General features: G+C 36.4%; 22 protein-coding genes. 5 read left to right on the plus strand and 17 right to left on the minus strand.

Going from position 1 to position 24,404, the window contains the following annotated elements; genetic code table 11:
• Positions 1–208 precede the first annotated feature (208 nt).
• The 3 genes from C245_RS0100295 to C245_RS0100305 all read left to right on the plus strand — a co-directional run bounded on the left by C245_RS0100295 (position 209) and on the right by C245_RS0100305 (position 2,414).
• The gene (locus C245_RS0100295) at positions 209–1,309 is read left to right on the plus strand and encodes an endonuclease (RefSeq protein ID WP_017494587.1); all 1,101 of its coding nucleotides are present in this window, start codon (positions 209–211) and stop codon (positions 1,307–1,309) included.
• Positions 1,310–1,437: 128 nt separating this feature from the next.
• Positions 1,438–1,977 (plus strand): 3-hydroxyanthranilate 3,4-dioxygenase, encoded by a 540-nt coding sequence (locus tag C245_RS0100300; RefSeq protein WP_017494588.1) that lies wholly within the window; start codon positions 1,438–1,440, stop codon positions 1,975–1,977.
• A gap of 125 nt (positions 1,978–2,102) precedes the next feature.
• On the plus strand, positions 2,103–2,414 hold the full coding sequence (locus C245_RS0100305) for a hypothetical protein (protein ID WP_017494589.1): 312 nt from the start codon (positions 2,103–2,105) through the stop codon (positions 2,412–2,414).
• 340 nt (positions 2,415–2,754) lie between these two features.
• Here C245_RS0100305 and C245_RS0100315 read toward each other — a convergent pair whose 3' ends face one another.
• Positions 2,755–3,714 (minus strand): MBL fold metallo-hydrolase, encoded by a 960-nt coding sequence (locus tag C245_RS0100315; RefSeq protein ID WP_017494591.1) that lies wholly within the window; start codon positions 3,712–3,714, stop codon positions 2,755–2,757.
• A gap of 181 nt (positions 3,715–3,895) precedes the next feature.
• Between C245_RS0100315 and C245_RS0100320 the strand changes: the two genes are divergently transcribed.
• Positions 3,896–5,449 carry an aldehyde dehydrogenase family protein gene (locus tag C245_RS0100320; RefSeq protein ID WP_017494592.1) on the plus strand — a complete coding sequence of 518 codons (1,554 nt, stop codon included), beginning with the start codon at positions 3,896–3,898 and terminating at the stop codon, positions 5,447–5,449.
• A gap of 111 nt (positions 5,450–5,560) precedes the next feature.
• Positions 5,561–6,304, plus strand: coding sequence for a hypothetical protein (locus tag C245_RS0100325; RefSeq protein ID WP_017494593.1), 744 nt, complete (start codon positions 5,561–5,563; stop codon positions 6,302–6,304).
• A gap of 84 nt (positions 6,305–6,388) precedes the next feature.
• On the opposite strand, the gene C245_RS0100330 is transcribed toward C245_RS0100325, so the two are convergent.
• From C245_RS0100330 to C245_RS0100405, 16 genes are all read right to left on the minus strand, one after another.
• Positions 6,389–9,235, minus strand: coding sequence for a T9SS type A sorting domain-containing protein (locus C245_RS0100330; protein WP_017494594.1), 2,847 nt, complete (start codon positions 9,233–9,235; stop codon positions 6,389–6,391).
• Between the two features lie 670 nt (positions 9,236–9,905).
• Positions 9,906–10,679 carry a Bax inhibitor-1/YccA family protein gene (locus C245_RS0100335; protein ID WP_017494595.1) on the minus strand — a complete coding sequence of 258 codons (774 nt, stop codon included), beginning with the start codon at positions 10,677–10,679 and terminating at the stop codon, positions 9,906–9,908.
• Between the two features lie 166 nt (positions 10,680–10,845).
• Positions 10,846–12,237: an NADH-quinone oxidoreductase subunit N gene (locus tag C245_RS0100340; protein WP_017494596.1), complete on the minus strand. Its 1,392-nt coding sequence runs from the start codon at positions 12,235–12,237 to the stop codon at positions 10,846–10,848.
• Between the two features lie 68 nt (positions 12,238–12,305).
• The gene (locus tag C245_RS0100345; RefSeq protein ID WP_017494597.1) at positions 12,306–13,745 is read right to left on the minus strand and encodes a NuoM family protein; all 1,440 of its coding nucleotides are present in this window, start codon (positions 13,743–13,745) and stop codon (positions 12,306–12,308) included.
• Positions 13,746–13,755: 10 nt separating this feature from the next.
• Positions 13,756–15,639 (minus strand): NADH-quinone oxidoreductase subunit L, encoded by a 1,884-nt coding sequence (gene nuoL, locus C245_RS0100350; protein ID WP_017494598.1) that lies wholly within the window; start codon positions 15,637–15,639, stop codon positions 13,756–13,758.
• Between the two features lie 6 nt (positions 15,640–15,645).
• Positions 15,646–15,966, minus strand: a complete 321-nt coding sequence (nuoK, locus tag C245_RS0100355; protein ID WP_017494599.1) for an NADH-quinone oxidoreductase subunit NuoK — start codon at positions 15,964–15,966, stop codon at positions 15,646–15,648.
• Entirely contained in the window at positions 15,966–16,505 is a 540-nt protein-coding gene (locus tag C245_RS0100360) for an NADH-quinone oxidoreductase subunit J (protein WP_017494600.1), read from the minus strand. The genes nuoK and C245_RS0100360 overlap by 1 nt, the downstream gene beginning before the upstream one ends.
• Positions 16,506–17,051: an NADH-quinone oxidoreductase subunit I gene (locus C245_RS0100365; protein ID WP_026109775.1), complete on the minus strand. Its 546-nt coding sequence runs from the start codon at positions 17,049–17,051 to the stop codon at positions 16,506–16,508.
• A 156-nt stretch (positions 17,052–17,207) separates the two neighbouring features.
• The gene (gene nuoH, locus C245_RS0100370) at positions 17,208–18,260 is read right to left on the minus strand and encodes an NADH-quinone oxidoreductase subunit NuoH (RefSeq protein ID WP_017494602.1); all 1,053 of its coding nucleotides are present in this window, start codon (positions 18,258–18,260) and stop codon (positions 17,208–17,210) included.
• A gap of 3 nt (positions 18,261–18,263) precedes the next feature.
• Positions 18,264–19,295, minus strand: coding sequence for a 2Fe-2S iron-sulfur cluster-binding protein (locus C245_RS0100375; RefSeq protein WP_017494603.1), 1,032 nt, complete (start codon positions 19,293–19,295; stop codon positions 18,264–18,266).
• Positions 19,296–19,381: 86 nt separating this feature from the next.
• Complete coding sequence (gene nuoF / locus C245_RS0100380) at positions 19,382–20,749, minus strand: NADH-quinone oxidoreductase subunit NuoF (RefSeq protein WP_017494604.1); 1,368 nt, start codon at positions 20,747–20,749, stop codon at positions 19,382–19,384.
• Between the two features lies 1 nt (position 20,750).
• Positions 20,751–21,281, minus strand: a complete 531-nt coding sequence (locus C245_RS0100385) for an NAD(P)H-dependent oxidoreductase subunit E (RefSeq protein ID WP_026109776.1) — start codon at positions 21,279–21,281, stop codon at positions 20,751–20,753.
• 148 nt (positions 21,282–21,429) lie between these two features.
• Positions 21,430–22,668 carry an NADH-quinone oxidoreductase subunit D gene (locus tag C245_RS0100390; RefSeq protein ID WP_017494606.1) on the minus strand — a complete coding sequence of 413 codons (1,239 nt, stop codon included), beginning with the start codon at positions 22,666–22,668 and terminating at the stop codon, positions 21,430–21,432.
• Between the two features lie 24 nt (positions 22,669–22,692).
• Positions 22,693–23,214 (minus strand): NADH-quinone oxidoreductase subunit C, encoded by a 522-nt coding sequence (locus C245_RS0100395; RefSeq protein WP_017494607.1) that lies wholly within the window; start codon positions 23,212–23,214, stop codon positions 22,693–22,695.
• A 1-nt stretch (position 23,215) separates the two neighbouring features.
• Positions 23,216–23,764 carry an NADH-quinone oxidoreductase subunit B gene (locus tag C245_RS0100400; RefSeq protein ID WP_017494608.1) on the minus strand — a complete coding sequence of 183 codons (549 nt, stop codon included), beginning with the start codon at positions 23,762–23,764 and terminating at the stop codon, positions 23,216–23,218.
• A gap of 160 nt (positions 23,765–23,924) precedes the next feature.
• Positions 23,925–24,290, minus strand: a complete 366-nt coding sequence (locus C245_RS0100405; protein WP_026109777.1) for an NADH-quinone oxidoreductase subunit A — start codon at positions 24,288–24,290, stop codon at positions 23,925–23,927.
• Between the last annotated feature and the right edge of the window lie 114 nt (positions 24,291–24,404).

Genomic DNA, 24,404 nt, shown 5'->3' on the forward strand with positions numbered 1-24,404 from the left:
GGATGGATTGTAAAGCAAAAATAAGAAATACGAGTTTATAAATAGAAAAGTAGTTTCTGTGGTATTGACGGGTGCTCGCTTTCATGTTTTTCTGCTAATTCATTCGTAAAGATAAAACAAATATAAATATTTTTAAAAACAAAATAATTAGAAAATTCTTACAATATGGTTTAATTGTTTAAATTGAACCTTTTAAAGAGTTAAGTTTATGAGAGTAATTTCTTTTCAATTCAGTAGTATCGTTTTTTTATCTTTTACAATTCTGCAGGCACAGCCAAAAAAATATGCTATCCATACTATCGCATTTTATAACTTTGAGAATCTCTTCGATATTAATGATGATGTCAATACCAACGATGACGAATGGACACCTAATGGGACTCAGCATTGGACGATGGAAAAATACGAACAGAAATTAAAAAACCTGTCCAAAGTTTTGTCTGAAATTGGAAGGCCGGATAACTCAAATGCTCCGGTACTCATTGGTGGTGCCGAGATTGAAAATCGCACGGTTCTCGAAGATCTGGTGAAACAACCAAATTTACTCCCTTTTGACTATGGAATCGTTCATTTTGATTCGCCGGATAAACGAGGAATAGATGTTGCACTTTTATATCAGAGAAAATACTTTAGACCCACGTCATATTCCAATATTCCGCTGCGTATTTATCTAAAAAAAAGCGCAGATAAAGAAGAGGAGATTCAGCAACCGGAAGATGATATCGAAATTAAAACCGATAATAAGAATCGGGTTTTTACCAGAGATCAGCTTTTAATTTCAGGATTTTTAGAAGGAGAGGAAATTCATATTATCGTCAATCATTGGCCGTCCAGATCGGGAGGGGAGAAAGCAAGCAGTATTTTTCGGGAAGCTGCCGGAAGTTTAAACAGAAGAATTATCGATTCGCTACAGCAAATAAATCCCCATGCTAAAGTGATTACAATGGGCGATTTGAATGATGGGCCCTTTAATAAAAGTGTAAAAACTGTTTTGGGGGCAAAGACAAAAAAATCAGAAGTGGAGGAATACGGGCTTTTTAATCCCTTTGCGGCAATGCTCGATAAAGGTTTAGGGACAATTGCATTTAGAGATTCCTGGGATATTTTTGATCAGATCATCATTTCAAAGTCACTTATACAAGCTGATTTTTTGACTTTTAACTTTTGGAAAGCGGGAATTTTCAATAAAACTTTTCTGGTTCAGAGCTCAGGACCGTATAAAGGGTATCCGCTGCGACATAGTTTGACAGAAGTTGGATTTAGTGACCATTTTCCCGTTTATATTTATTTGGTTAAAGAAGTGAAGTAAGTTTCAGTTTATAGTCCCAATTTTCAGTCGCAGTCTTAGTTGGTCACTGTAAACTGCGACTAAAAACGGACACTGAGACTGAAAACTTTTCCTTAACTTAGCTACTTAGAAACTTACTACCTTTAAAAATGGCAATAGCAAAACCTTTCAATCTAACAAAGTGGATCGATGAGAACCGTCATTTACTAAAACCTCCCGTTGGGAATAAAAATCTTTATGTTGATTCCGGTGATTATATCGTGATGATTGTTGCAGGTCCGAATGCCCGAAAAGATTATCATTATAACGAAACCGAAGAGCTTTTTTATCAGCTGGAAGGCAGTATAAAAGTGATTATTCAGGAAGATGGAGAACGAAAGGAAATGGATTTACATGCAGGTGACATGTATCTTCATCCGGCTAAAGTTCCCCATTCACCTGTTCGTTCCGAAGGTTCAATAGGATTGGTAATCGAACGCAAACGTGCAGGATTAGGGTATACTGACGGATTGCTTTGGCATTGTGATCATTGCAATCATAAATTGTATGAAGTGCTTTTTGAATTGCATAATATTGAAAAAGATTTTCTGCCGCATTTCGAACATTTTTATAATTCGTTAGAGTTGAGAACCTGCGATAACTGTGGAACTGTAATGGAATCGGATCCCAGATTTGTGGCGAAGAAATAAACTTACTAAAAGAAACCCGGCAGATTTTTAAAACCTGTCGGGTTTTGTTTTTATGGCAAATAAATAATTTACATTCATATTTGGTGTATATTTGTATTATAAACGATGTAAAAAACATATCAAAAATGATACAAGAAATAATTACATACATGAATATTGTGAATAGTATTGAAAATTTAATTGATACATCTCCATATAAAAAAAATTATATTATCGAGAAAGTTGGTATTCCAAGTCCGACTTTCTATCGAAAACTAAAATCTCAGACTTTCACTCCGGATGAAGTATTGTCTATAGCAAAAATACTTTCTCCCGAAGAAAATTTCAGATTAGAGCTCAAGGCTGATATTGAACAAGCCAAACGAGAGTTTGAAGAGGGTAATTTTATGACACATGAAGACATGCTACTTGAATTAAAGAGAAAAGGAATAATTTAAAAAAGGTCTAAAATTGTTGCCGGTCTTTGCCGGTTATCATAAAACCGAATTAAATGAATGAAGTCCTCGTTAATTACATAATAGAGTGATACATGTTTTGTAATAAATATTTCATTACATTCTAAATCATACCTAAACTTTCCTAAATGGGGATTTTTCGAAATTAAATTAGTACTTCGTAAAACTTCATTCACAAAATTTTGTGCGATTTCAGTATTTCTATATTGAATTAAATAATTACGTGTTGTATAAAAAGTATATTTAGCTTTTGTTGACCAAACAATTTTCATTATTAAAAAATTAGTTTAGTAAATTTATAGAAAAATACCTACAAAATAATTTACAACTCAAATCTTTTTCCTTGTTCAGGATAAATAATTTTAACCTTTAAGTCATTTTGTTTTTGCAGCTGCTCTTTTAGTTTTGCAATATTCTTAACAGGTGGTTTGAGATGAGTCACGATAATAGGGAAACCATTCAAAGTACCTTTTCCTGCTAATTCTTCTAAAACATGAAGCTCTTTCATGAGATAATTTGGAGTAAGATGTCCGAATAAAAATTGATCCGGTTGTTCATTTGGGAAGGAAACCTCAATAAAAATACCTTTTAATTGTTTGCTTTTAACCAAAGGCGCAACTGTAGTCCAGAGCGACTTTAATTTGTCGTTTTTCTCTACAGCATCTGGTCCGGTATCCCCTAGATAAAGTACATACGATTCGCCATTTTTAATTAAGAAGGCAGTGCTTTCGAACGGATTCACATGACTTAACGGAAATGCTTTTGCCGTCATCGTTGTATTGGTAATCGGAATTTCTTCTCCGATATTTAAAGTCTGGAAATGGTATTTTTTTAATGGAGTTCCGGGGCCTTTATCTCCAAAATTAGCCCAGGTCTGATCGTTGAAATAATGGTTTTCCATCATTTCCATACATTTTTCAGTGGCATAAACCGTCTTGGAAGAATCTGCCGGAGAGTTGATTATTAAACCTGAAACATGATCTAAATGTGCATGAGAAATAAAATACCCTTTAATGTATTTTCGTAAAACTTCGCTGGTTGAAACTTTAAAAACCTTGTTTTCAATTGCTTTTTCAATTCCGGCATTCACAGTTCCGGCATCTAAACAGATAAAATCATTGGTGTGAGTAGGGGCAACTAAATAGGCTGAAAGATTCTTCTCATCTATTCCTCCTTTTATGCCTAACGGAACCACCTGAAAGGAAGATTTTTGTTCTTTTTGAGAAAAGGCCTGAACTGAAATGAAAAGGAAACAGATTAAAAATCGGTTAAGAATAGACATATTAGAGTAATTTTAGTAGCACAAATTTCATCAATTAAGACGAATAAATCATGATGGAAAGCTGTAATTCATTTTAATTAAAGCTAAATTTACTTGATTTTAACAAATTAGTTTGGTCTATTTTCGGTCCGAAATAATATCTTTACATAAAAATATAACAATTTTAACAAAAAAAGTTACAATGACAACAATAGCATCACAGTTTGGAATGAATGAGGCTCTGGAAAAATTGGGCATCAAATCAATAAACGAAGGAACATCAACGGGGCTGGAGAATTTTTCTTCAGGAGAAATTTTAAACAGCTTTTCACCGGTTGATGGAAAATTAATAGCATCAGTAAAAATGTCGACGCCTGAGGATTATGAAAAAGTTATGCAGGCAGCTACAGAAGCTTTTAAAAGTTTTCGTTTAATTCCTGCACCACAACGTGGAGAAATTGTGCGTCAGTTTGGACAAAAGCTTCGTGACAATAAAGAAGCGCTTGGTAAGTTGGTTTCCTACGAAATGGGTAAATCATTGCAAGAAGGTTACGGTGAAGTACAGGAAATGATTGACATTTGTGATTTTGCAGTGGGTTTATCGCGTCAGCTTCACGGATTAACGATGCATTCAGAAAGACCGGGACATCGTATGTACGAGCAATACCATTCTTTAGGAGTTGTGGGAATCATTTCGGCGTTTAACTTTCCGGTAGCGGTTTGGTCCTGGAACACAGCTTTGGCATGGATTTCCGGAGATGTTTGTGTTTGGAAACCGTCTGAAAAAACACCTCTTTGCGGGATTGCCTGTCAGAACATTATCGCTCAGGTGATCAAAGAGAATAATTTACCGGAAGGGATCTCTTGTTTGATCAACGGTGATTATAAAATAGGAGAATTAATGACAGCCGATACCAGAATCCCATTAGTTTCAGCTACAGGCTCAACCCGTATGGGGAAAATTGTAGCGCAGGCTGTTGCCGGACGTTTAGGGAAATCATTGTTAGAGTTAGGAGGAAACAATGCTATTATTGTAACTCCGGATGCCGATATTAAAATGACGGTTATTGGTGCTGTTTTCGGAGCTGTGGGTACAGCCGGACAACGTTGTACTTCAACACGCCGACTAATTATTCACGAAAGTATTTATGATAAAGTAAAAGATGCTTTGGTTGCTGCTTATAAACAACTAAGAATTGGTAACCCATTAGACGAGAACAATCATGTGGGGCCACTTATTGATACACATGCTGTGGAGCAGTATGCTAAAGCTTTAAATAAAGTAGTTGCCGAAGGAGGAAAAATCCTCGTGGAAGGCGGAGTGCTTTCAGGTGAAGGTTACGAAAGCGGCTGTTATGTAAAACCTGCAATTGCGGAGGCTCAAAACTCATTTGAAATTGTACAGCACGAAACATTTGCTCCGGTGTTATATTTGATTAAATATTCAGGAGAAGTGGATAACGCGATCGATTTTCAAAATGGAGTTGCTCAGGGATTATCATCAGCAATTATGACAAATAATTTGCGTGAAGCAGAAAGATTTTTATCAGTAGTGGGTTCTGATTGCGGAATTGCCAACGTAAATATTGGAACTTCTGGTGCTGAAATTGGAGGTGCTTTTGGTGGAGAAAAAGAAACCGGAGGCGGTCGTGAGTCAGGATCCGATGCCTGGAAAATTTACATGCGTCGTCAGACCAATACAATCAATTATACAACGAGTCTGCCTTTGGCACAAGGAATTAAATTTGATTTGTAATATTTAATAAATTCAATTAGAAACCGCTTATTTCATTTGTTCGAAATAAGCGGTTTTTTTTAGGACCAATTTATAGAGCTTTGTTTATTTTTGATTGAAAATTGGTATTAAATGAATCGAAAAATACTTTTATTGTTTTTGACAGCTTTTATGATAAGTTGTAGTAAAAAATCAGATGAAAAAACGGCAGTAGTGATTAAAGATACGTTGAATCAAAACACTTTTGAAGGAGAAGAGGACGGGTATGAAAGTGATGAATCTATAGTAACTTTAAAAGAACTTCAGTTTCCAAAAACTGGAAAAAGTATCCAGGATTTTGTTTTAGAACCTTGCGAAATAAAAATGCAAGCGGAAGGATTTTTAAATGATGACAACCTTAAAGATGTTGTAATTGTTTTGCAGAATACTTATGATAGCGCAGACTCACGTCCAACTTTGGTGCTTTTGCAGCAAGAAAGCGGAGGATATAAATTACAAGACCTTTCATGGGAAGCAGTAGGTCCGGAATATCCAGATTATTTTAGACTTGGTGATATTTCCATAGATTCTGAAAAGAAATTGCATATTTTGCTTGAGGGAATGGGACCAGCTGGTAATAGAGAAGCTGTATATAAGTATATAGATGATAAGTTAGTTCTTATTAGTATTGGTACTTTTCATTCAGGTGCAGGTTCGTGGCTTACGAGTGAATATGATCTTATTTCAGGCAAATATGATCATGAGGTTACGAATACATTGCATGATAGTTTGCCAAGTGAACATCAAATAGGAGAATTTAAATTGAAACGACAAATGTTATTTGCAAGAGATAATCCGGATACAATTGTAGAGACTCTTCCGCAGGCCAGTTGGTAAATTAAAAGTATATTATTAAGATTTTGAAAATATAAAAGGCTTCCAAATTTGGAAGCCTTTTTGAATTTTAAACTATTGAGCGCTTTATTTTTTTAGAACAGTTTGATTGAACGAGCCTTCATTAGTATAAACTTTTACTAAATAGGTACCCGAAATCAAATTACTTACATCAATGCTTTCCACATTTTTGCCCACACTTTTTACTAAAGTTCCCGACATATTGTACACCTGAACTTTTTCTATACTTTGTACTGATTCGGAGAAGTATAAAACATCAGCAACCGGATTTGGATATAAAATCACTTTTGAAGTTTTTGATTCTGCAGCGATTTCAGCTGTTTGAGCTACTCGTAATGTACTTCCACTATTGTATTCTGTACTGATGTAAAACAGATTGGCAACAGAACCTTTTGTAATGGTATTGGAACCCGCAGGGATAGATGCGGTTACAATACCGGCCGATGCAGTGTACGAGACATTATTTACTTTAACGGTTCCAGTAAAGTTAGCATCAAAAACTAGGGTCAAAGTAGAAGGACTCGTAGTAGTATAGGTAATGGTAGTACTTGATTCTATTTTAAGACGTGCTGTAAGAGTTAATCCCGCATAGGTTACGGATCCGTTAGTTGAATTCATATTTCCGGTAATGGTGTAAAAGGAACTTGTTTTTCCGGATGTTGTAAAGTTATGAATCTCATCTCCGGCAGGTGTTCCGGTAGTAACGGTAATAGTTCCTGAACCCGTTGCCGGAGTTCCGGTTCCGGTCGTAGCTATCGAATACGACACGTTAGAAGTTGGAGTTCCTGTAATCGTGATCGTTTTGGCACTGGTATTTTTTACAAAACTAATTCCTGATGCAGGCAATCCTGTAACTGTAGCATCTGTAGCATTTCCTCCCCAAGTGAAAACAATCGTTGCAATTGCGTTTCCACTGGAAACCGTTTGACTGTTATTGTTTGTGGATGTCAGGGTTTGCGTGCCGGCTGTGGTTACCGTAATGGTTCCTGAACCCGTTGCCGGAGTTCCTGTTCCGGTAGTTGCGATAGAGTAGGAAACATTAGCCGTTGGAGTTCCGGTAATGGTGATTGTTTTGGCGCTTGCATTTTTTACAAAACTAATTCCTGATGCCGGCAAACCGGTAACCGTTGCATCTGTTGCGTCGCCTCCCCAAGTAAAAACAATTGTCCCAATAGCAGTATCGCTGGTTACAGTTTGATTGTTATTGGAAGTTGAAGTTAGGGTTTGAGAACTTGTAGGCGGATTGCCTTCCCCTTGCACGGCAACCAAAGCCCCTGTGTAATTGGTAAGTGCCGACTTAAGTGCCGTGATTACTATTGAAGAAGTATCATCGATACTATTGTCAAATGTCCATTTTAAATCACCTCCTGAAACACGTCCGGCGTATTGAGTTACTTTTGTTTTAGCAGTCGCCGGTTGTTCGATGGTTAAATTTTTTACGTAAAGCGTAGCATCGGTATCAAAATTATTATAAGTATTGGCTCCGGATTTAGATTTAACAGCGCTGCTTACTGTTTCTCCCCTTGTTGTGGCAACATAAGCATCGAAGTCGGTTGTGGAGCTAATTTTTCCTGAAATATTGTATAACGGATTAGGATCATTGTAGGCTACAAAACGCATGTTATTAGTTCCGTTTGAAGCGTCAAAAGTATTGTTGAAAGCTTTAATTGATCCTCCAGCTTCACCTGAAAAGGTTCCCATAGTTCCGGCATTGTTTACCTGATTGGTTTCGTCCCAGATATCAGTTCCCTGCAAAGAAGTTAACATGGGGTGTTTACTGTTTCGGAAATAGTTTCCCTCCACGAATAACGAAGATCCTAATGTAGAACCCGAACCGTATTTGGCAACACCATCAAAATAATTGTTGTAAATATGTGCGGAATAATAGCGCACACGAGGATGACGCGAATCAGAGTGATCGAACCAGTTGTGGTGATAGGTGATGTACAAACCGCTTGTAGTGCCTTCGCTTAGACCCAAAAGACTTGCTTTTCCGTTGTCCCAAAAGTGATTGTAAGACAGGGTAATGTAAGTTGATGTTTTATTGTCTAAAGCTCCGTCTCCTTTAATTTGATCAGCATCGCTTCCCGCATTTCCGTAGAACAAATCACAGTTGTGCACCCAAACGTGGTCATTGTCTTGCTGCATGCCAACATTGTCACCCGCGGTACTGTTGCAGTTCATAAAACCAAGATTGCTTACCTCTATGTTCGACGCCGATTTCAAACGGACGCCCCAGCCATTGGCAACAGCATCATTTCCTATTCCTTCGATCGTAAGATAACTGGCTGCATTGTTGGCATTTTCAATAACAACATCTCCGCCTTCCATCACGGACATGTCGGTAATATTTCCAATTAAACGAATGATAAACGGACGTGTATCTTTTCCTTTTTTGATGGCATACAATATGTTTTGTAAACCAACGCAAGGGTTTGCACTGGCTCCGGTGATATTCATCGAAATAGTGTTTTTGGTATTTTGCGTGATGTATAAAATAACCGCATTGTCTTTCGGAGTTCCGTCAGCTTTGTATCCTCCCGGAACGCGTCCGCCCTCAAAAGCAAATCCATTACGATCTTGGGCAGTAACGGTTAACGAACCTGTTGTTGAACCAGTACCTTCGGCACCCGAAATGACTGGTTTGATCTTAACGGTATAAGATCCCGCTTTTAGACCTGGAATGTCTGCACGAAAATAACTCCCGTAACTTCTGATCAATTGGTCGTCAATTTTTTTATCGGTGACTCCATTACCGGAGTAATACACATTGTAGGTTTGTGCATTGCTTACAGGTTGCCATTTAACAAATGCCGATTCAAGCCAACCCGAGGATTCGGTAATTTGAACTTGTTGTGCCCATAAGGGAACTGTAAGCAGTAAAAGCAGCAGAATAAGTAGGTTTTTTTTCATAATTGTGGTTTTTTGGTTAATAAAGTTTCTTGTGATTTTTTGGGTATTGATTCAATAAACAAATTTGTAATCGATTACACAAAAATATGTTATTTTTCGATATGTGTAAAATATTTGTTATAAAAAAGTAAAAATGATAAAAAATTATACTTTTGAATATTGATAATGTAATAAATTGCATTAATTGTAATTTATTACATAAACACGATAGGTTTTGTGAAGTAGCATTTTTATTGCATTTAAGAGTATAATGGAGAGAAGAAACCGAATGCAATAAAACCAAAATATAGATTTATAACATTTTGAGTAATTTATGTTATAGCGATAAAAAAGGCGTCTTTTCTATATCTGTTGATACCTTTAGAGTTTGAAAATGGTATCGATTTTACTTCTATTTTATTCCAATGTAATATGAAAATAGCACAATACAATTGGACTATATTGAATATACAATCCATATTAATCGTTTTTGAGATGAAAAAAGGAAGTAGTAGAGAAAGGGTGTCTGTCAACTTCCGCAGTATTGATTAGATGAAGTTTTAAAGCAGGCTGAAAGCTTAAAAACAGTAGTATAGTTTAACTTGGAGTTGGTATTATCCTGAAGAGGTAAGAGCATAAAAAAAGCCTTTTGAATATTTCAAAAGGCTTTGGTTATGAGAAAAGGAAAGAATTAATCTTTGCTTGATAATTTTGATAATAGTCGTAAGAATTCAATGTACAACCAAACTAGTGTGATAATTAGTCCCATTGCACCATACCATTCCATAAATTTTGGCATTCTTTGTTGTACTCCTTTTTCGATTTGATCAAAGTCTAAGAATAAGTTTAACGCAGCAATAATAATCACAAAAACACTAATTCCGATACTCATCATTGAGTTTCCGTAATGAACAGGAGTCCAGCTTGTGAATAAAGAAACTAACCATGAAATTAAATAATAGGTAGCAATTGCTAGTGTTGCCGCAACAACTACTGACTTAAATTGCTCTGTTACTTTTACAATTCTGAATTTATATAAACCAAGGCATACTAAAAAAGTAACCAGAGTTGCTCCAACGGCGTTAATTACAATTCCGGGATATTTGGCTTCAAAGATGGCTGAAATTCCTCCAATGAATAGTCCTTCAAATAAAGCATAACCAGGAGCTAAATAAGGAGAAGCCTGAGGTTTGAAGGCTGAAATTACAACTAAAATTAGTCCAATGATGGCACCACCAATAGCAGGCAGCATCACATTCATACCATTAAATGCCATCCACCAAGTTACCATAGCCGATCCGCATAAAATTAAAAACAAGATGGCCGTTTTGTTGATCGTACCGGACAAAGTCATCTCCTGATTGTAGTCGATAATTTGTGCCTGATGTACTTCTTCAGCTTTTGAAACAGCATTAGAGGAAAAACGCTTGTTGCTTAAAAATGGATTTTTTGAATTAAAGTTCATAATATAATTGGTTTTAAAAACTCATCAAATATAATCGATATTTTTTGATGTGCCTTTAATACTATGGAATTTTTAACAGTTCGGGGCGATTGTTCTGAAGCTTTATTCCTGTAAATAAAAAAGCCGTCAATGAAAATTGACGGCTCGTATTTTGATGTTGAAATTTTTATTTTAAAAGATCTAAAACTAAAGAAGGGAATAAACCTAAAGCAATGTTTAAAACAATTGAAATTACTGCAACCGCATAAATAAGGAAAGGTTTTCCGGTACGCTCCTGATTCGGTTCTTTAGAGTACATCGCTAAGATTAGTTTGAAATAGTATCCAACACTAATAATGGAGTTGATAACCGCTACAATTACTAAAGCAATGTATCCTGCCTGAATCGTTTGGTTGAATAAGAATAACTTAGCAAAGAAACCCGAGAAAATAGGAATACCGGCCATAGACAACAACGAACCTGTAAGGATTGCTGCCAATAGAGGATTTGTTTTTCCTAAACCATGGAAATTGGTAATATCTTCGTTATCCTGATTTTTGCACACATATAAAACAACGCTAAATGCAGCGATTCCGGCCAATGCATAAGCAGCTGTGTAGTACAATAAAACACCTGCTGAGGTTGCTATCGTTAGTAAAGTCATTAACATAAAACCGGCATGCGAGATTCCTGAGAACGCCAGCATACGTTTTACATTTACCTGACGCAATGCCATTATATTTCCAACAGTCATGGAAGCGATTGAAACGATTACAACAATAGTTTCGAAAGTTCCTAAAAGATCCTGATTGTCTAGTGATGGAATGAAATTCAATGCAGAAACCAATTTATAAAGCGTAGCGATTGCTACAACTTTTGCCAAAGTACTCATTAAAGCAGTAGTCAACGCAGGAGAACCTTCGTAAACATCCGGAGCCCAGAAATGAAAAGGAACCGCTGCTACTTTGAACAACATACCAATAATCATCAAAATCATTCCGATTGGAAACCAGATTGGCAATTCGGCAGATAAAGAGACTTCATGTATTTCAGCTACATCAAAAGTTCCCATTGCTCCGTAGATCAAACAAATTCCGAACAAAATGATTCCTGATGCAAAAGATCCCATTAAGAAATATTTCATACCCGCCTCATTACTTTTTAGATTCAAACGATCGCTCGCAGCCAAAACGTAAAGGGCAATAGACAGAATTTCAATTCCTAAGAAGAACATTGCTAAGTTTCCGAAAGAAACCATAGCGACTCCACCGGCTAATAAAAATACTTTGATCGCAACAAAATCCGAGATTTTGGTTGGATGATTTTCGTAAAAATTATGACTTAATGCTACTAGGAAAATGGTCAACACAATAAACAACGATGAAAATGTGACAGAGAACTTACTCACTGTAATCATATTGTTATAGTAACTTGCTGTTGATCCGAATTCGTAAAAGTTAAGCGCCAAAACACCTAGTAAACCAATGATGGTAATAGGAACAATGGCCTTTCTTAAATTAAGAATTTCAAACAATAGGCAAAAAATACCCAATCCTGTTATAGCTATTAATGTATTCATTTTTGTTTTTTTGATTTAGGAAATCTAAAACTAATGACGCCCTAATTTATTTTTATTTAAAATATTTTTTAATTTTTATTGATAACGTTCAGAATCGTTTCTAAACTTGGTGTAATCAAATCTGTAATTGGTTTTGGATAGAATCCGAAGAAAATCAACACTGCAATAATCGCTACTAATGAAATTCCTTCATTAACAGAAACATCTGCAAAAGTTTTCGAATTGGTTTCTCCCAACATTACATTTTGAAACATTTTAAGCATATAATAAGCTCCTAAAATAATAGTAGTTCCGCCTAAAACAGCAAACCAGATATTAATTTGAGAAAGACTGTACAAAACAGTAAATTCTCCAACAAAGTTAAAAGTACTTGGTAAAGCAACAGAAGCCAATACCAAAATTAAAAACATTGAAGTGAATTTTGGAGATTGTGTACGGATACCGCCTAATTGTGAAATTTCTCTGGTTTCATATCTTCTAAAGATAATTTCGGCAGCATAAAATAAACCTACTACCACAAAACCGTGAGCAATCATTTGCAATACAGCTCCGCGTAAACCATCAATAGTTAGGGTGTAAGTTCCCGCAGCAATTAAACCAACGTGCGCCAAAGACGAATAAGCCAATAATTTCTTCAAATCTTTTTGTCTTAAAGCTACAATTGATCCGTAGATCACACCAGCAATTCCAAGAGCGATAAAGATGTTCATGTATTCTTTTGCAGCCAATGGTGCAAGGGGTAATTGCCAACGAATAACACTGTACAATCCCATTTTTAACATAATACCGGATAAAAGCATTGTTCCAACCGTTGGTGCTTTTTGGTACACATTTGCCTGCCAGGTATGGAAAGGAATGATTGGAATTTTAATAGCATACGCTAAAAAGAAGGCTAAGAATATCCATAATTGCTCGCAAGCTGATAAATTTAATTTGTACAAATCTTCAATTAAGAAGCTTCCGGCTTTTTGATACAAGTAGATAAAAGCAACTAACATGAATAAGGAACCTGCCAGTGTGTAGATAAAGAATTTAACTACTGCTTTTCTGCGTTCTTCGGCATCACCATTACCCCAGATAAGGGCAATAAAGTAAATTGGAATAAGCGCCAACTCCCAGAAAATATAGTATAAAAGACCGTCTGCTGCCAGGAACGTTCCTGTCATAGCAAAAGCCATAAATAAAATTAGAGCATAAAAACCTTTGGCATTTTTGTATTCGTTACCAAAAGAAGAGAATATAATAATTGGCGTTAAAGCTACTGTCAGCAAAAGCATCGCCATACCTAAACCATCTGCGTTAAGAGCAAATGAAATTTTAGGCTGAGTAATCCAGGTATTGATCAGGCTGATATTCTCACCAGCTGAAAAATGATTTAATAAAACAATTGAACAACCTAAAGCCGCCAAACTAAAGAACAAAGCTACTTTTGATGCTAGTTTGTCACCAACAAAATAAGTGGCAAATGCACCAATTAGAAGAATAATTAATATAAGAGAAACGTTCATAGTTGTAAAATTATTTAGCTAAAAATATATAGGAAACAATGGCACAAAGCCCTAAAACAAATGCAAAAAGATATAATCCGATACTTCCGTTTTGTAATTTTTTACCTTGAAAAGCCAATTCGTTGGCTACTTTTCCTAATCCAAAAACAAGGGCAGACAGACCAGTTTCGATATAGTCTCTGAAAAATCTTGATAATCCGTTGATAGAGCGAACGAAAATAGCATCGTAAGCTTCGTCTACATAATATTTGTTGTACAATACTTTTGTCAAGCCGGTGATGTTTTCATCCGCTTCCGGAACATTATCCTGCTTGAAGTATTTCACATAAGCAATTAAAATACCTAATAATCCACCCAAAACAGCAACACCCATTAAAGTGTATTCTGTGGTACCTAAATGGTGCTCTTCGCCTGCTACTTTAGTGAAAAGAGGGGCTAGGTAACCATTTAACCAGCTGTTTCCAGGTAAACTGATCAATCCTCCAAAAGTAGCCAGAATAGCTAAAATCACTAATGGAAAAGTAATCAATCCGTCACTTTCGTGTAAGTGGTGTTTTTGCTCTTCGGTTCCTCTGAAATCTTTAAAGAAAGTAAGGAACATCAATCTGAACATATAAAATGCCGTCATGATAGAAGCAATAGATCCTACTACATAAAGAGGAATATTGTGATGGAACGCCGTTAATAAAATTTCGTCTTTAGAGAAGAAACCGGAGAAAAACGGAACACCTGAAATGGCTAATGATGAAATTAACATTGTCCAGAAAGTGATAGGCATCGCTTTACGCAAACCACCCATTTTACGCATATCCTGTTCTCCATGTAAACCATGAATTACAGATCCTGAACCTAAGAATAAACAAGCTTTGAAGAAAGCATGAGTAATTACGTGAAAAACGGCTACTTCATAAGCACCAAATCCTAAGGCCAAAAACATTAAACCTAATTGAGAAACGGTAGAGTAGGCCAATACTTTTTTGATATCGGTCTGAACCAAACCGATTGTTGCAGCAACTAATGAAGTTACAGCTCCAATAATAGCGATAACAGACTGAACGTCCGGAGCTAAATCAAATACAAAATTCAAACGGGTAATCATAAAGATACCTGCTGTAACCATTGTCGCAGCGTGAATTAATGCAGATACCGGAGTTGGTCCTGCCATCGCATCAGGCAACCAGGTGTATAATGGAATTTGTGCTGATTTACCACAAGCTCCAATAAACAAACATAAAGCAGCTAATGAAAGCAATGGGATATTTAAGTTCGATGCTCCTGCGATTGCGGTTTTTAAAGTAGCATAATCTAAAGTTGAGAACATTGAACCTAGTATGAACATTCCGATTAATAAACCTAAATCTCCAATTCTGTTCATGATGAAAGCTTTTTTCGCAGCATCATTGTAATCCTGGTTTTTATGCCAGAATCCAATTAATAAGTACGAACAAAGTCCAACACCTTCCCAGCCGATAAATAAAACTAATAAGTTACTTCCCATTACAAGAGTAATCATGAAGAAAACGAACAGATTCAAATAAGCAAAAAACTTGTGCATATTCTCATCGTCGTGCATATAGCTGATAGAGTATAAATGAATCAATGATCCGATACCGGTTACGAAAAGCAACCAAAGTAAAGACAACTGATCTAATAAAAATCCAAGATTGATCTTTAAATTACTAATTTGAATCCAGTCAAATAAAGTAACCTGAAGCGCTTGTTTGGTTTGGCTCACCTGATTGAAAAAGAAAAGAGTAACAGCAAAAGAAACCACTACAGCAGCAGTTCCGATGATTCCTGAAACGGTTTTTCCTAAGCTCTTGCCAAAGAAAACATTGATTAAAAATCCTAAAAAAGGAGATAAAACTAAAAGTAAAGCTAAATTGGTATCCATTTTTATTTATCCTTTTAAATTTTTTAAATTATCGATACTAATCGAACCTAAATTTCTAAAGATCGAAACTAAAATAGCCAATCCAACTGCAACTTCTGCTGCAGCAACTGCCATCGAAAAGAACACGAAGACTTGTCCCTGCGCATCCTGATGGTAAGTTGAAAAAGCAACAAATAAAAGGTTAACAGCATTCAACATGATTTCGATAGACATGAAAACGATAATAGCGTTTCGTCTGTACAATACACCAAAAATACCAATACAGAAAAGTACAACACTCAAAAAGATGTAGTTTTCAATACCTATTTGATTTAATATATTACCCATTATTTATTTAATTTTTCTTTTTTAGACAATAATACAGTTCCAATCATGGCTACTAAAAGCAGGATTGAAGCAAATTCAAACGGAACCATATATTCGTTCAGCAAAATTTTACCCAATACTTTGATTGATTGGAAATCTTCACCCGTTGAGTCGTATTCGCCAACAATTGGTTTAGAGTTGATGAAAATTGCGATTAATACGATGCAAATCAAACAAAAAGAGACAATGGCACCTAAACGAGTAATTCTAGGGCGGTGCACTTCTTTTTGTTCGTTCAGGTTCATCAACATGATCGTAAACAGGAATAAAATCATAATTGCTCCCGAGTAGACTATGATGTGTACGATAGCCAAAAACTGAGAGTTTAATAGTAAATAATGACCGGCAATAGAGAAAAAACAAATCACTAAATAAATAGCACTGTGAATTGGGTTTCTGCTAAAAATAGTCAGGAAAGCGGTAATCACCGTAATAAACGCTAAGAAACAAAATATAATTTGTACAGTTGTTGCGTGTGCAAAATCGGGAATATGTATCATTTAGTTAGCATTATTAAGTTGAGCATTTTTGATAGCCACATCAAGAGGCATCACTAATCTGTCTTTTCCAAAAATGAAATCTTCTCTTTCATAGCTTGAAGGTACCAAAACTTTTGAAGTCGTCAGGTAGATGGCGTCTTTCGGGCAGGCTTCTTCACATAAACCACAGAAAATGCAACGTAACATATTGATTTCGTAGATTGAAGCATATTTTTCTTCTCTGTACAAATGTTTCTCATCTGCCTTACGCTCGGCGGCTTTCATTGTGATCGCTTCTGCAGGGCATGATAAAGCACATAATCCGCAGGCAGTACAGTTTTCACGACCTTGTTCATCACGTTTCAATTGGTGCTGACCACGATAAACCGGACTCATTTCACGTACTTGTTCAGGGTAGTGAATCGTCACTTTTTTTCTGAATAAGTGTTTAAGTGTGATAAACAATCCTTTTACAATCGCCACAAGATACAATCGTTCCATAAAAGTCATCTCCTTGTTAGAGACCACCTTTTTTCTACCCGATAATGATATAGTTTCTATTGACATTTTTTAATGTATGATTTACGATTCACTATTTGTATGATACAAATCAAATCTGTTTTATTTTTCTTTTCAAGCTAATCCTGCTATCCGCTTTATCTTTTGTGGTGAACCCCACCACAAAAGGATGCCGCTACTATCAGGGCTAGGGCATTACGGTTCTTAGAATCCTAAAGCTGCTGCGATATCGTGTCTTAATATTACAGCACCCGTAATCATAATGTTAATAATGGAAAGCGGAATTAAAATTCTCCAGCCTAAATTCATTAATTGGTCGTATCTGAATCTTGGAATCGTCCAACGTACCCACATATAGAAAAAGATGAAGAAACATATTTTAACAAACAAGACTACGATACCTAAAATATTTCCTGCGTTTACCCCTACATTATCAACCATCCATTGCATTCCGGGATAATTGTATCCACCAAAGAATAATACCGAGATAATAGTAGCTGAGATGAACATACTTGCATATTCAGCAAACAAATAGAATCCCATTTTCATGGAAGAGTATTCCGTATGGTAACCTCCAATTAATTCGTTTTCACATTCTGCTAAGTCAAAAGGAGTTCTGTTGGTTTCAGCGAAAGAACAAATTAAGAAGATTAGAAAAGATAACGGCTGGTAAAAAACATTCCAGTTCATTCCTTGTTGTTGTAAGGAAATTTCTTTTAAGCTTAAAGTTCCGGTCATCATCAATAAAGCAATCATCGATAATCCCATGGCAACTTCATAAGAAACCATTTGTGAAGCTGCACGAACAGCTCCCATCAAAGAGAATTTATTGTTAGAAGCCCATCCACCAATCATGATACCATAAACTCCAACAGAAAGAACACCAAAAATATATAATAACGCAATATTGATATCAGTGGCCTGTAAATAAACATCACGGCCAAAAACATGTAATTTGTCCCCCCACGGAATAACAGCACTGGTCATTAAAGCCGTACTCATTGCGATTCCGGGTCCTACGATAAATAAAAATTTATTAGGTGTATTTGGGAAAAACTCCTCTTTCGAGAATAATTTCATACCATCAGCAAGAGGTTGTAATAATCCTCCCCATCCGGCACGGTTTGGTCCTACACGGTCCTGTAAAAAAGCAGCAACTTTACGCTCAGCCCAGGTAGAATACATCGCCATGATCATAGTAATCGCAAAAACGACAACAATAACGACACTTTTTTCTATAATAAATGCACTTTCCATTTCTTAAGATTTTTTATCATTAGTAGTTAATGGAATTGCAGCCATACTAATTTTTTTACGATCAATATCTCTACCTAAAAGGATATTTTTCTCTGTATCGATTTCAACTTTCTCTAATTTTTGAGTGTAGTTGTTTTGGTTGATTACAGAATCTTTTTCAAATTCTCTTGGTCCTTCAATTACCCAGTCGCTTACATTTTTATGGTCAAAACGACAGCTGTTGCAAATGAATTCTTCTACTTCATGGTACTCGTCTTTACGACCGGTAACACGCTGAATTTCTCCTCCAAACATCCATACGGTTGTTTTACCACAACATCCCGGAGTCGTACATTCTCTGTGAGCATTAAAAGGTTTGTTGAACCATACTCTTGATTTGAAACGGAAAGTCTTATCGGTTAAAGCTCCAACCGGACAAACGTCGATCATGTTTCCTGAGAATTCATTGTCGATTGCTTTAGAAATTCCGGTTGAAATATTAGCGTGATCTCCACGATCTAATACCCCGTGAACTCTGTTGTCTGTCAATTGATCCGCAACTTGTACACATCTTTGACATAAGATACAACGGTTCATATGCAGTTGAATATTCGGACCGATATCTTCCGGTTCGAACGTTCTTTTTTCTTCAATAAAACGTGATTTTGGATTTCCGTGCTCAAAACTTAAGTTCTGAAGATCACATTCTCCTGCCTGATCACAAATAGGGCAATCCAGCGGGTGGTTGATCAATAAAAATTCCGTTACCGATTTACGGGCTTCTGTTACACGATCAGAAGATTTACTGTTCACTTCCATTCCGTCCATACATCCTGTTACGCAAGATGCCATTAATTTTGGCATTGGTCTTGGGTCAGCCTCACTACCTTTCGAAACTTCAACTAAACAACAACGACATTTTCCACCGCTGCCTTTTAATTTTGAGTAATAACACATGGCTGGCGGAACTAAATCTCCACCAATCATACGTGCAGCCTGCAGGATTGTTGTTCCTGGCTCTACGTCTATACTTTGACCGTCTATGGTTACTTTCATCTCTTACTTTTGTTTTTTTAGTTTCAGGCTTCAGGTTTCAGGCTTTCACTTGAAACTAAAAAAACTTAAAACTTTAAACTATATTTTTAAACTGTTTGTTTGCCTACTAAATGCTTCACTTGTGAGAAAGGTTCAGCAACAAAGTGATCTCTATTTTTAATTTTCTCCGGAAAACGAACGTGATATTCAAATTCATCTCTAAAGTGGCGAATCGCTGCGGCTACCGGCCATGAGGCTGCGTCACCAAGCGGACAAATCGTATTTCCTTCGATTTTACTCTGGATGCTCCACAATAATTCGATATCCTCTTCACGGCCCTGGCCGTTCTCGATTCTCCATAATATTTTCTCCAACCATCCTGTTCCTTCACGACAAGGCGTACATTGTCCGCAAGATTCATGGTGGTAAAAACGGGCGAAATTCCAGGTATTACGAACCACACAAGCGGTGTCGTTGTACACAATAAATCCTCCGGAACCTAACATCGATCCGGTAGCAAAACCACCATCACTTAAAGATTCGTAAGTCATTAAACGGTCTTCACCGTTTGCTGTTTTAAAAATTAATTCAGCAGGTAAAATAGGCACCGAAGATCCTCCCGGAACAAACGCTTTTAAAGGTCTGCTGGAAGACATTCCTCCTAAGTACTCATCAGAATTCATGAATTCGTCAACACTTAAACCCAATTCAATTTCATAAACTCCCGGGTTTTTAATATGTCCTGAAGCTGAGATCAATTTAGTTCCCGTTGAACGTCCAATACCGATTTTTGCATAATCGTCACCAGAATTGTTTACGATCCATGGCACAGTAGCGATAGTTTCTACGTTGTTTACCACTGTTGGATTGGCCCAAAGTCCTGAAACCGCCGGGAAAGGTGGTTTAATACGAGGATTTCCTCTTTTACCTTCCAGAGATTCGATAAGTGCAGTTTCTTCTCCGCAAATATAAGCTCCGGCTCCACAGTGAACGTGTAACTCTAAATCGTAACCTGTACCTAATATATTTTTTCCTAACCAACCGGCAGCTTTAGCTTCGGCGATGGCTCTTTCTAATATTTTGAAAACCCACATATATTCTCCACGAATGTAGATATAAGACAGGTTAGCGCCTAAGGCATAACTTGAGGTAATCATTCCTTCGATCAATAGGTGAGGAATAAATTCCATCAAATAACGATCTTTGAAAGTTCCCGGTTCAGATTCGTCGGCGTTGCAGACTAAATGTCTTGGTTTTCCTGATTTTTTATCAATAAAACTCCATTTCATTCCGGCAGGGAAACCTGCACCACCACGACCACGTAATCCTGATTTTTTTACTTCTTCAGTAACTTCATCCGGTGTAAGTGTTTTCAAAGCTTTTTCTACAGAGGCATATCCACCATTTTGACGGTATACTTCGTAGGTTTTGATACCCGGAATGTTGATTTTATCTAATAATATTTTCTGTGACATCTTATTTATCGTGTAATATTATTTTATCATCTCTGCAATCAGCAATTAACTGATCGATTTTTTCTTCTGTCAATTTTTCTTTGTAGAAATCTCCCAACTGCATCATCGGAGCGTATCCGCAAGCGCCTAAACATTCTACACCGGCAATGGTAAACATTCCGTCCGGAGTGGTTTCTCCCATTTTGATGCCTAATTTCTCAGAAGTATAATCCATTAAATTCTCAGCACCATTTAAACAACAACAAGAAGTCTGGCAAAATTCGAACATGTATTTTCCAATTGGTTTTTGGTTGTACATGGTATAAAAAGTAACCACTTCGTAAACCTCAATTGGTTTGATGTGCAAAATTTCGGCAACTTTATCCTGTAACTCAATGCTTAACCAGTTGTCATGAGCGTCTTGCACTTCATGTAAAACAGGTAACAAAGCTGATTTTCTTCTGTCCTCAGGATAATGACTGATCAACTCATTGATGCGGGACATCAACGCTTCAGTCATGTTTATTTCTTGTTTGTAATGTTTTCGTTCCATTTTTATTTTAGATTTTAGATTTTGGATTTCAGATTTTTTAAATCTTTGTCCATAACCCATATTCTGCAATCTTTTTTAATTTTAGATTTCTGATTTTAGATTTTAGATTTTTCAATCTACAATCTGCAATCTAAAATCTACAATATCTTTACGCGTCTAATTCTCCTGCAATTACATTTAAACTGGATAGAATAACAATTGCATCCGAAAGTAAAGATCCTTTAATCATATCCGGATAAGCCTGGTAATAAATAAAACAAGGTCTTCTGAAATGTAATCTGTATGGTGTTCGGCTTCCGTCTGTAACCAAATAGAATCCTACTTCTCCATTACCTCCTTCAACCGGGTGGTAAATTTCTGCAACCGGTACAGGAACTTCTCCCATTACAATCTTAAAGTGATAAATTAAAGATTCCATCGAAGTGTAAACATCTTCTTTTGGAGGAAGGTAGTAATCCGGAACTTCTGCATGGTATTCGTTTCCTGCCGGCATTTTAGCCAAAGCCTGACGAATAATGCTTAAACTCTCCCAAACTTCAGCATTACGAACACAGAAACGATCGTAAGTATCACCTGATTTTCCAACCGGGACAACAAAATCAAAATCTTCGTAAGAGGAGTAAGGTTGTGCTACACGAACGTCATAATCAACTCCCGCTGCACGTAAGTTTGGACCTGTAAATCCGTAAGCCATTGCCTGTTCTGCTGAGATAGCACCAACGTTTACGGTTCTGTCAAGGAAAATTCTGTTTCTTTCGAATAGGTTAACAAACTCTTGCCAGGCAACAGGGAATTCTTCTAAAAAGACGTCTAGTTTGCGGAAAGCTTCAGGTGACCAGTCTCTTTCGAAACCACCAATTCTTCCCATATTTGTTGTTAAACGAGCTCCACAAATTTCTTCGTAAATCTCATAAACTTTTTCTCTGAATTGAAAAACGTACAAGAAACCAGTATAAGCACCAGTATCTACACCCAGAATCGAGTTACAGATTAAGTGATCTGTAATACGGGCCAGCTCCATTACAATTACTCTAAGGTACTGAGCTCTTTTTGGAACTTCAATTCCCAATAGTTTTTCTATAGTCATCCACCATCCCATATTGTTAATAGGAGAGGAGCAATAGTTCATTCGGTCAGTAAGAGGGGTAATCTGGTAAAAAGGGCGATTTTCGGCAATTTTTTCAAAAGCTCTGTGGATGTAACCGATTGTTGGTTCAGCCTCAAGTATTCTTTCACCATCCATCAACAGGATATTTTGAAAAATACCGTGAGTCGCCGGGTGTGTAGGACCTAAATTCAGTACCGAAAGTTCACTTCCGTCTTCGTTTAGCCTGTCCTTAATTATTTTAGCATATCGATGCTCTGGTGATAATAATAGTTCTGACATTTTATAATGTTGAATTATTTATTTTTAGCAATTTGTTGTTGTTCTTCCAAAGAATCTGTCGTCTTTATCAGTTCTTCCGCTGTCTTCCATTGGGAATTCTTTTCGCATTGGGAAAGACACCATTTCGTCCATATTCAAAATACGTTTCAATTGTGGGTGTCCAATAAAATTGACTCCGAAGAAATCGTATGTTTCTCTTTCCATCCAGTTTGAACTCAGGAAAATATTTGAAATGGTTTTGATCTCCGGTTTTTCACCGTTTAGATATACTTTGATTCGAATACGTTTGTTTTCGTACCAGTTGTGCAAATGATAAACAATAGCATACTGACGATCCGTTTCGTTGTCCGGATAATGAACACCGCATAAATCAGTTAGAAAGTGGAAGCGTAAATCGGAATCGTTTTTTAAAAAAAGAATCAGGGCAGTGATTTTATCAGCGGTAGTTTCCAATGAAAAAATATCTCTTTCCTGTTGAAAGTTAAAAACACTTGTGTCAAATGTTTCTGTAAGTTTATCTTGGATCAGGGTATTTTCTAAAGCCATCTTAAGTAATATTATATGAAGCTAGTAATTCTTGGTATTCAGGAGAGCTTCTGCGTCTTACAGATTCGCTTTTTACTAATTCCTGAAGTTTCATTACTCCGTCAACAATTTGTTCCGGTCTTGGAGGACATCCCGGTACATAAACGTCAACCGGAATTACTTTGTCAATTCCTTGTAGAACAGAATAAGTATCGAAGATTCCGCCTGATGAAGCACAGGCTCCAACAGCAATTACCCAGCGTGGTTCAGACATTTGTTCGTAAACCTGTCTTAAAATAGGTGCCATTTTTTTTGAAATAGTTCCCATTACTAAAAGCATGTCTGCCTGACGAGGAGAGAAACTCACACGCTCAGAACCAAATCGTGCTAAATCGTAATGTGAAGCCATTGTTGCCATGAATTCGATACCACAGCATGAGGTTGCAAAAGGTAGTGGCCATAATGAATTGGCTCTTGCCAAACCTACAACATCATTCAGTTTTGTAGCGAAGAAACCTTCACCAGTAACTCCCTCCGGCGGCGCAACCATATTTACATTTGAATCGCTCATTTTTTATTTAGATTTCTGATTTTAGATTTTAGATTGTTGAAACCTTAAAAAGTAAAATCAATTTTTTTAAATCAGTATTAAATTTAGTTTAAGATTAAATTTTAAATTTTAATTTCAGATGCTTAGATCTAAAATCAGAAATATAAAATCTAAAACTTCTTTATTCCCAGTCTAAAGCTTTCTTTTTGATGATATAAAAGAAACCCACTAAAAGAAGCGACATGAAAACAATCATTTTAAGCATTCCTTCTACGCCTAATTCTTTAAAGTTTACTGCCCATGGGTAAAGGAAAATTACCTCTACGTCAAACAGTACAAATAAAATGGCTACAAGGAAATATTTTACAGAAAAAGGAATACGCGCGTTTCCAACAGATTCGATACCACATTCGAAGTTTTTATCTTTTACTTCAGAACTTCTTTTTGGACCTAATTTTCCGGAAATAACGATGGTTCCTGCGACAAAACCCACAGCCAAAATGAACTGCATTAAAATAGGAATGTAACTGTATTGATCAGATTGCATAAACTTAGCTTTTTTACTTAAAGAATAAGCCACAAAGATAACTTTCAACTCTGTAAATCACAAGCTAAAAAATGATTTAAGTGTACCCTGAAACCGCGTTAACAGCTAATTTTT

Source organism: Flavobacterium sp. WG21 (assembly GCF_000335775.1).
In the GTDB taxonomy this organism is placed as follows: Bacteria; Bacteroidota; Bacteroidia; order Flavobacteriales; family Flavobacteriaceae; genus Flavobacterium; species Flavobacterium tructae.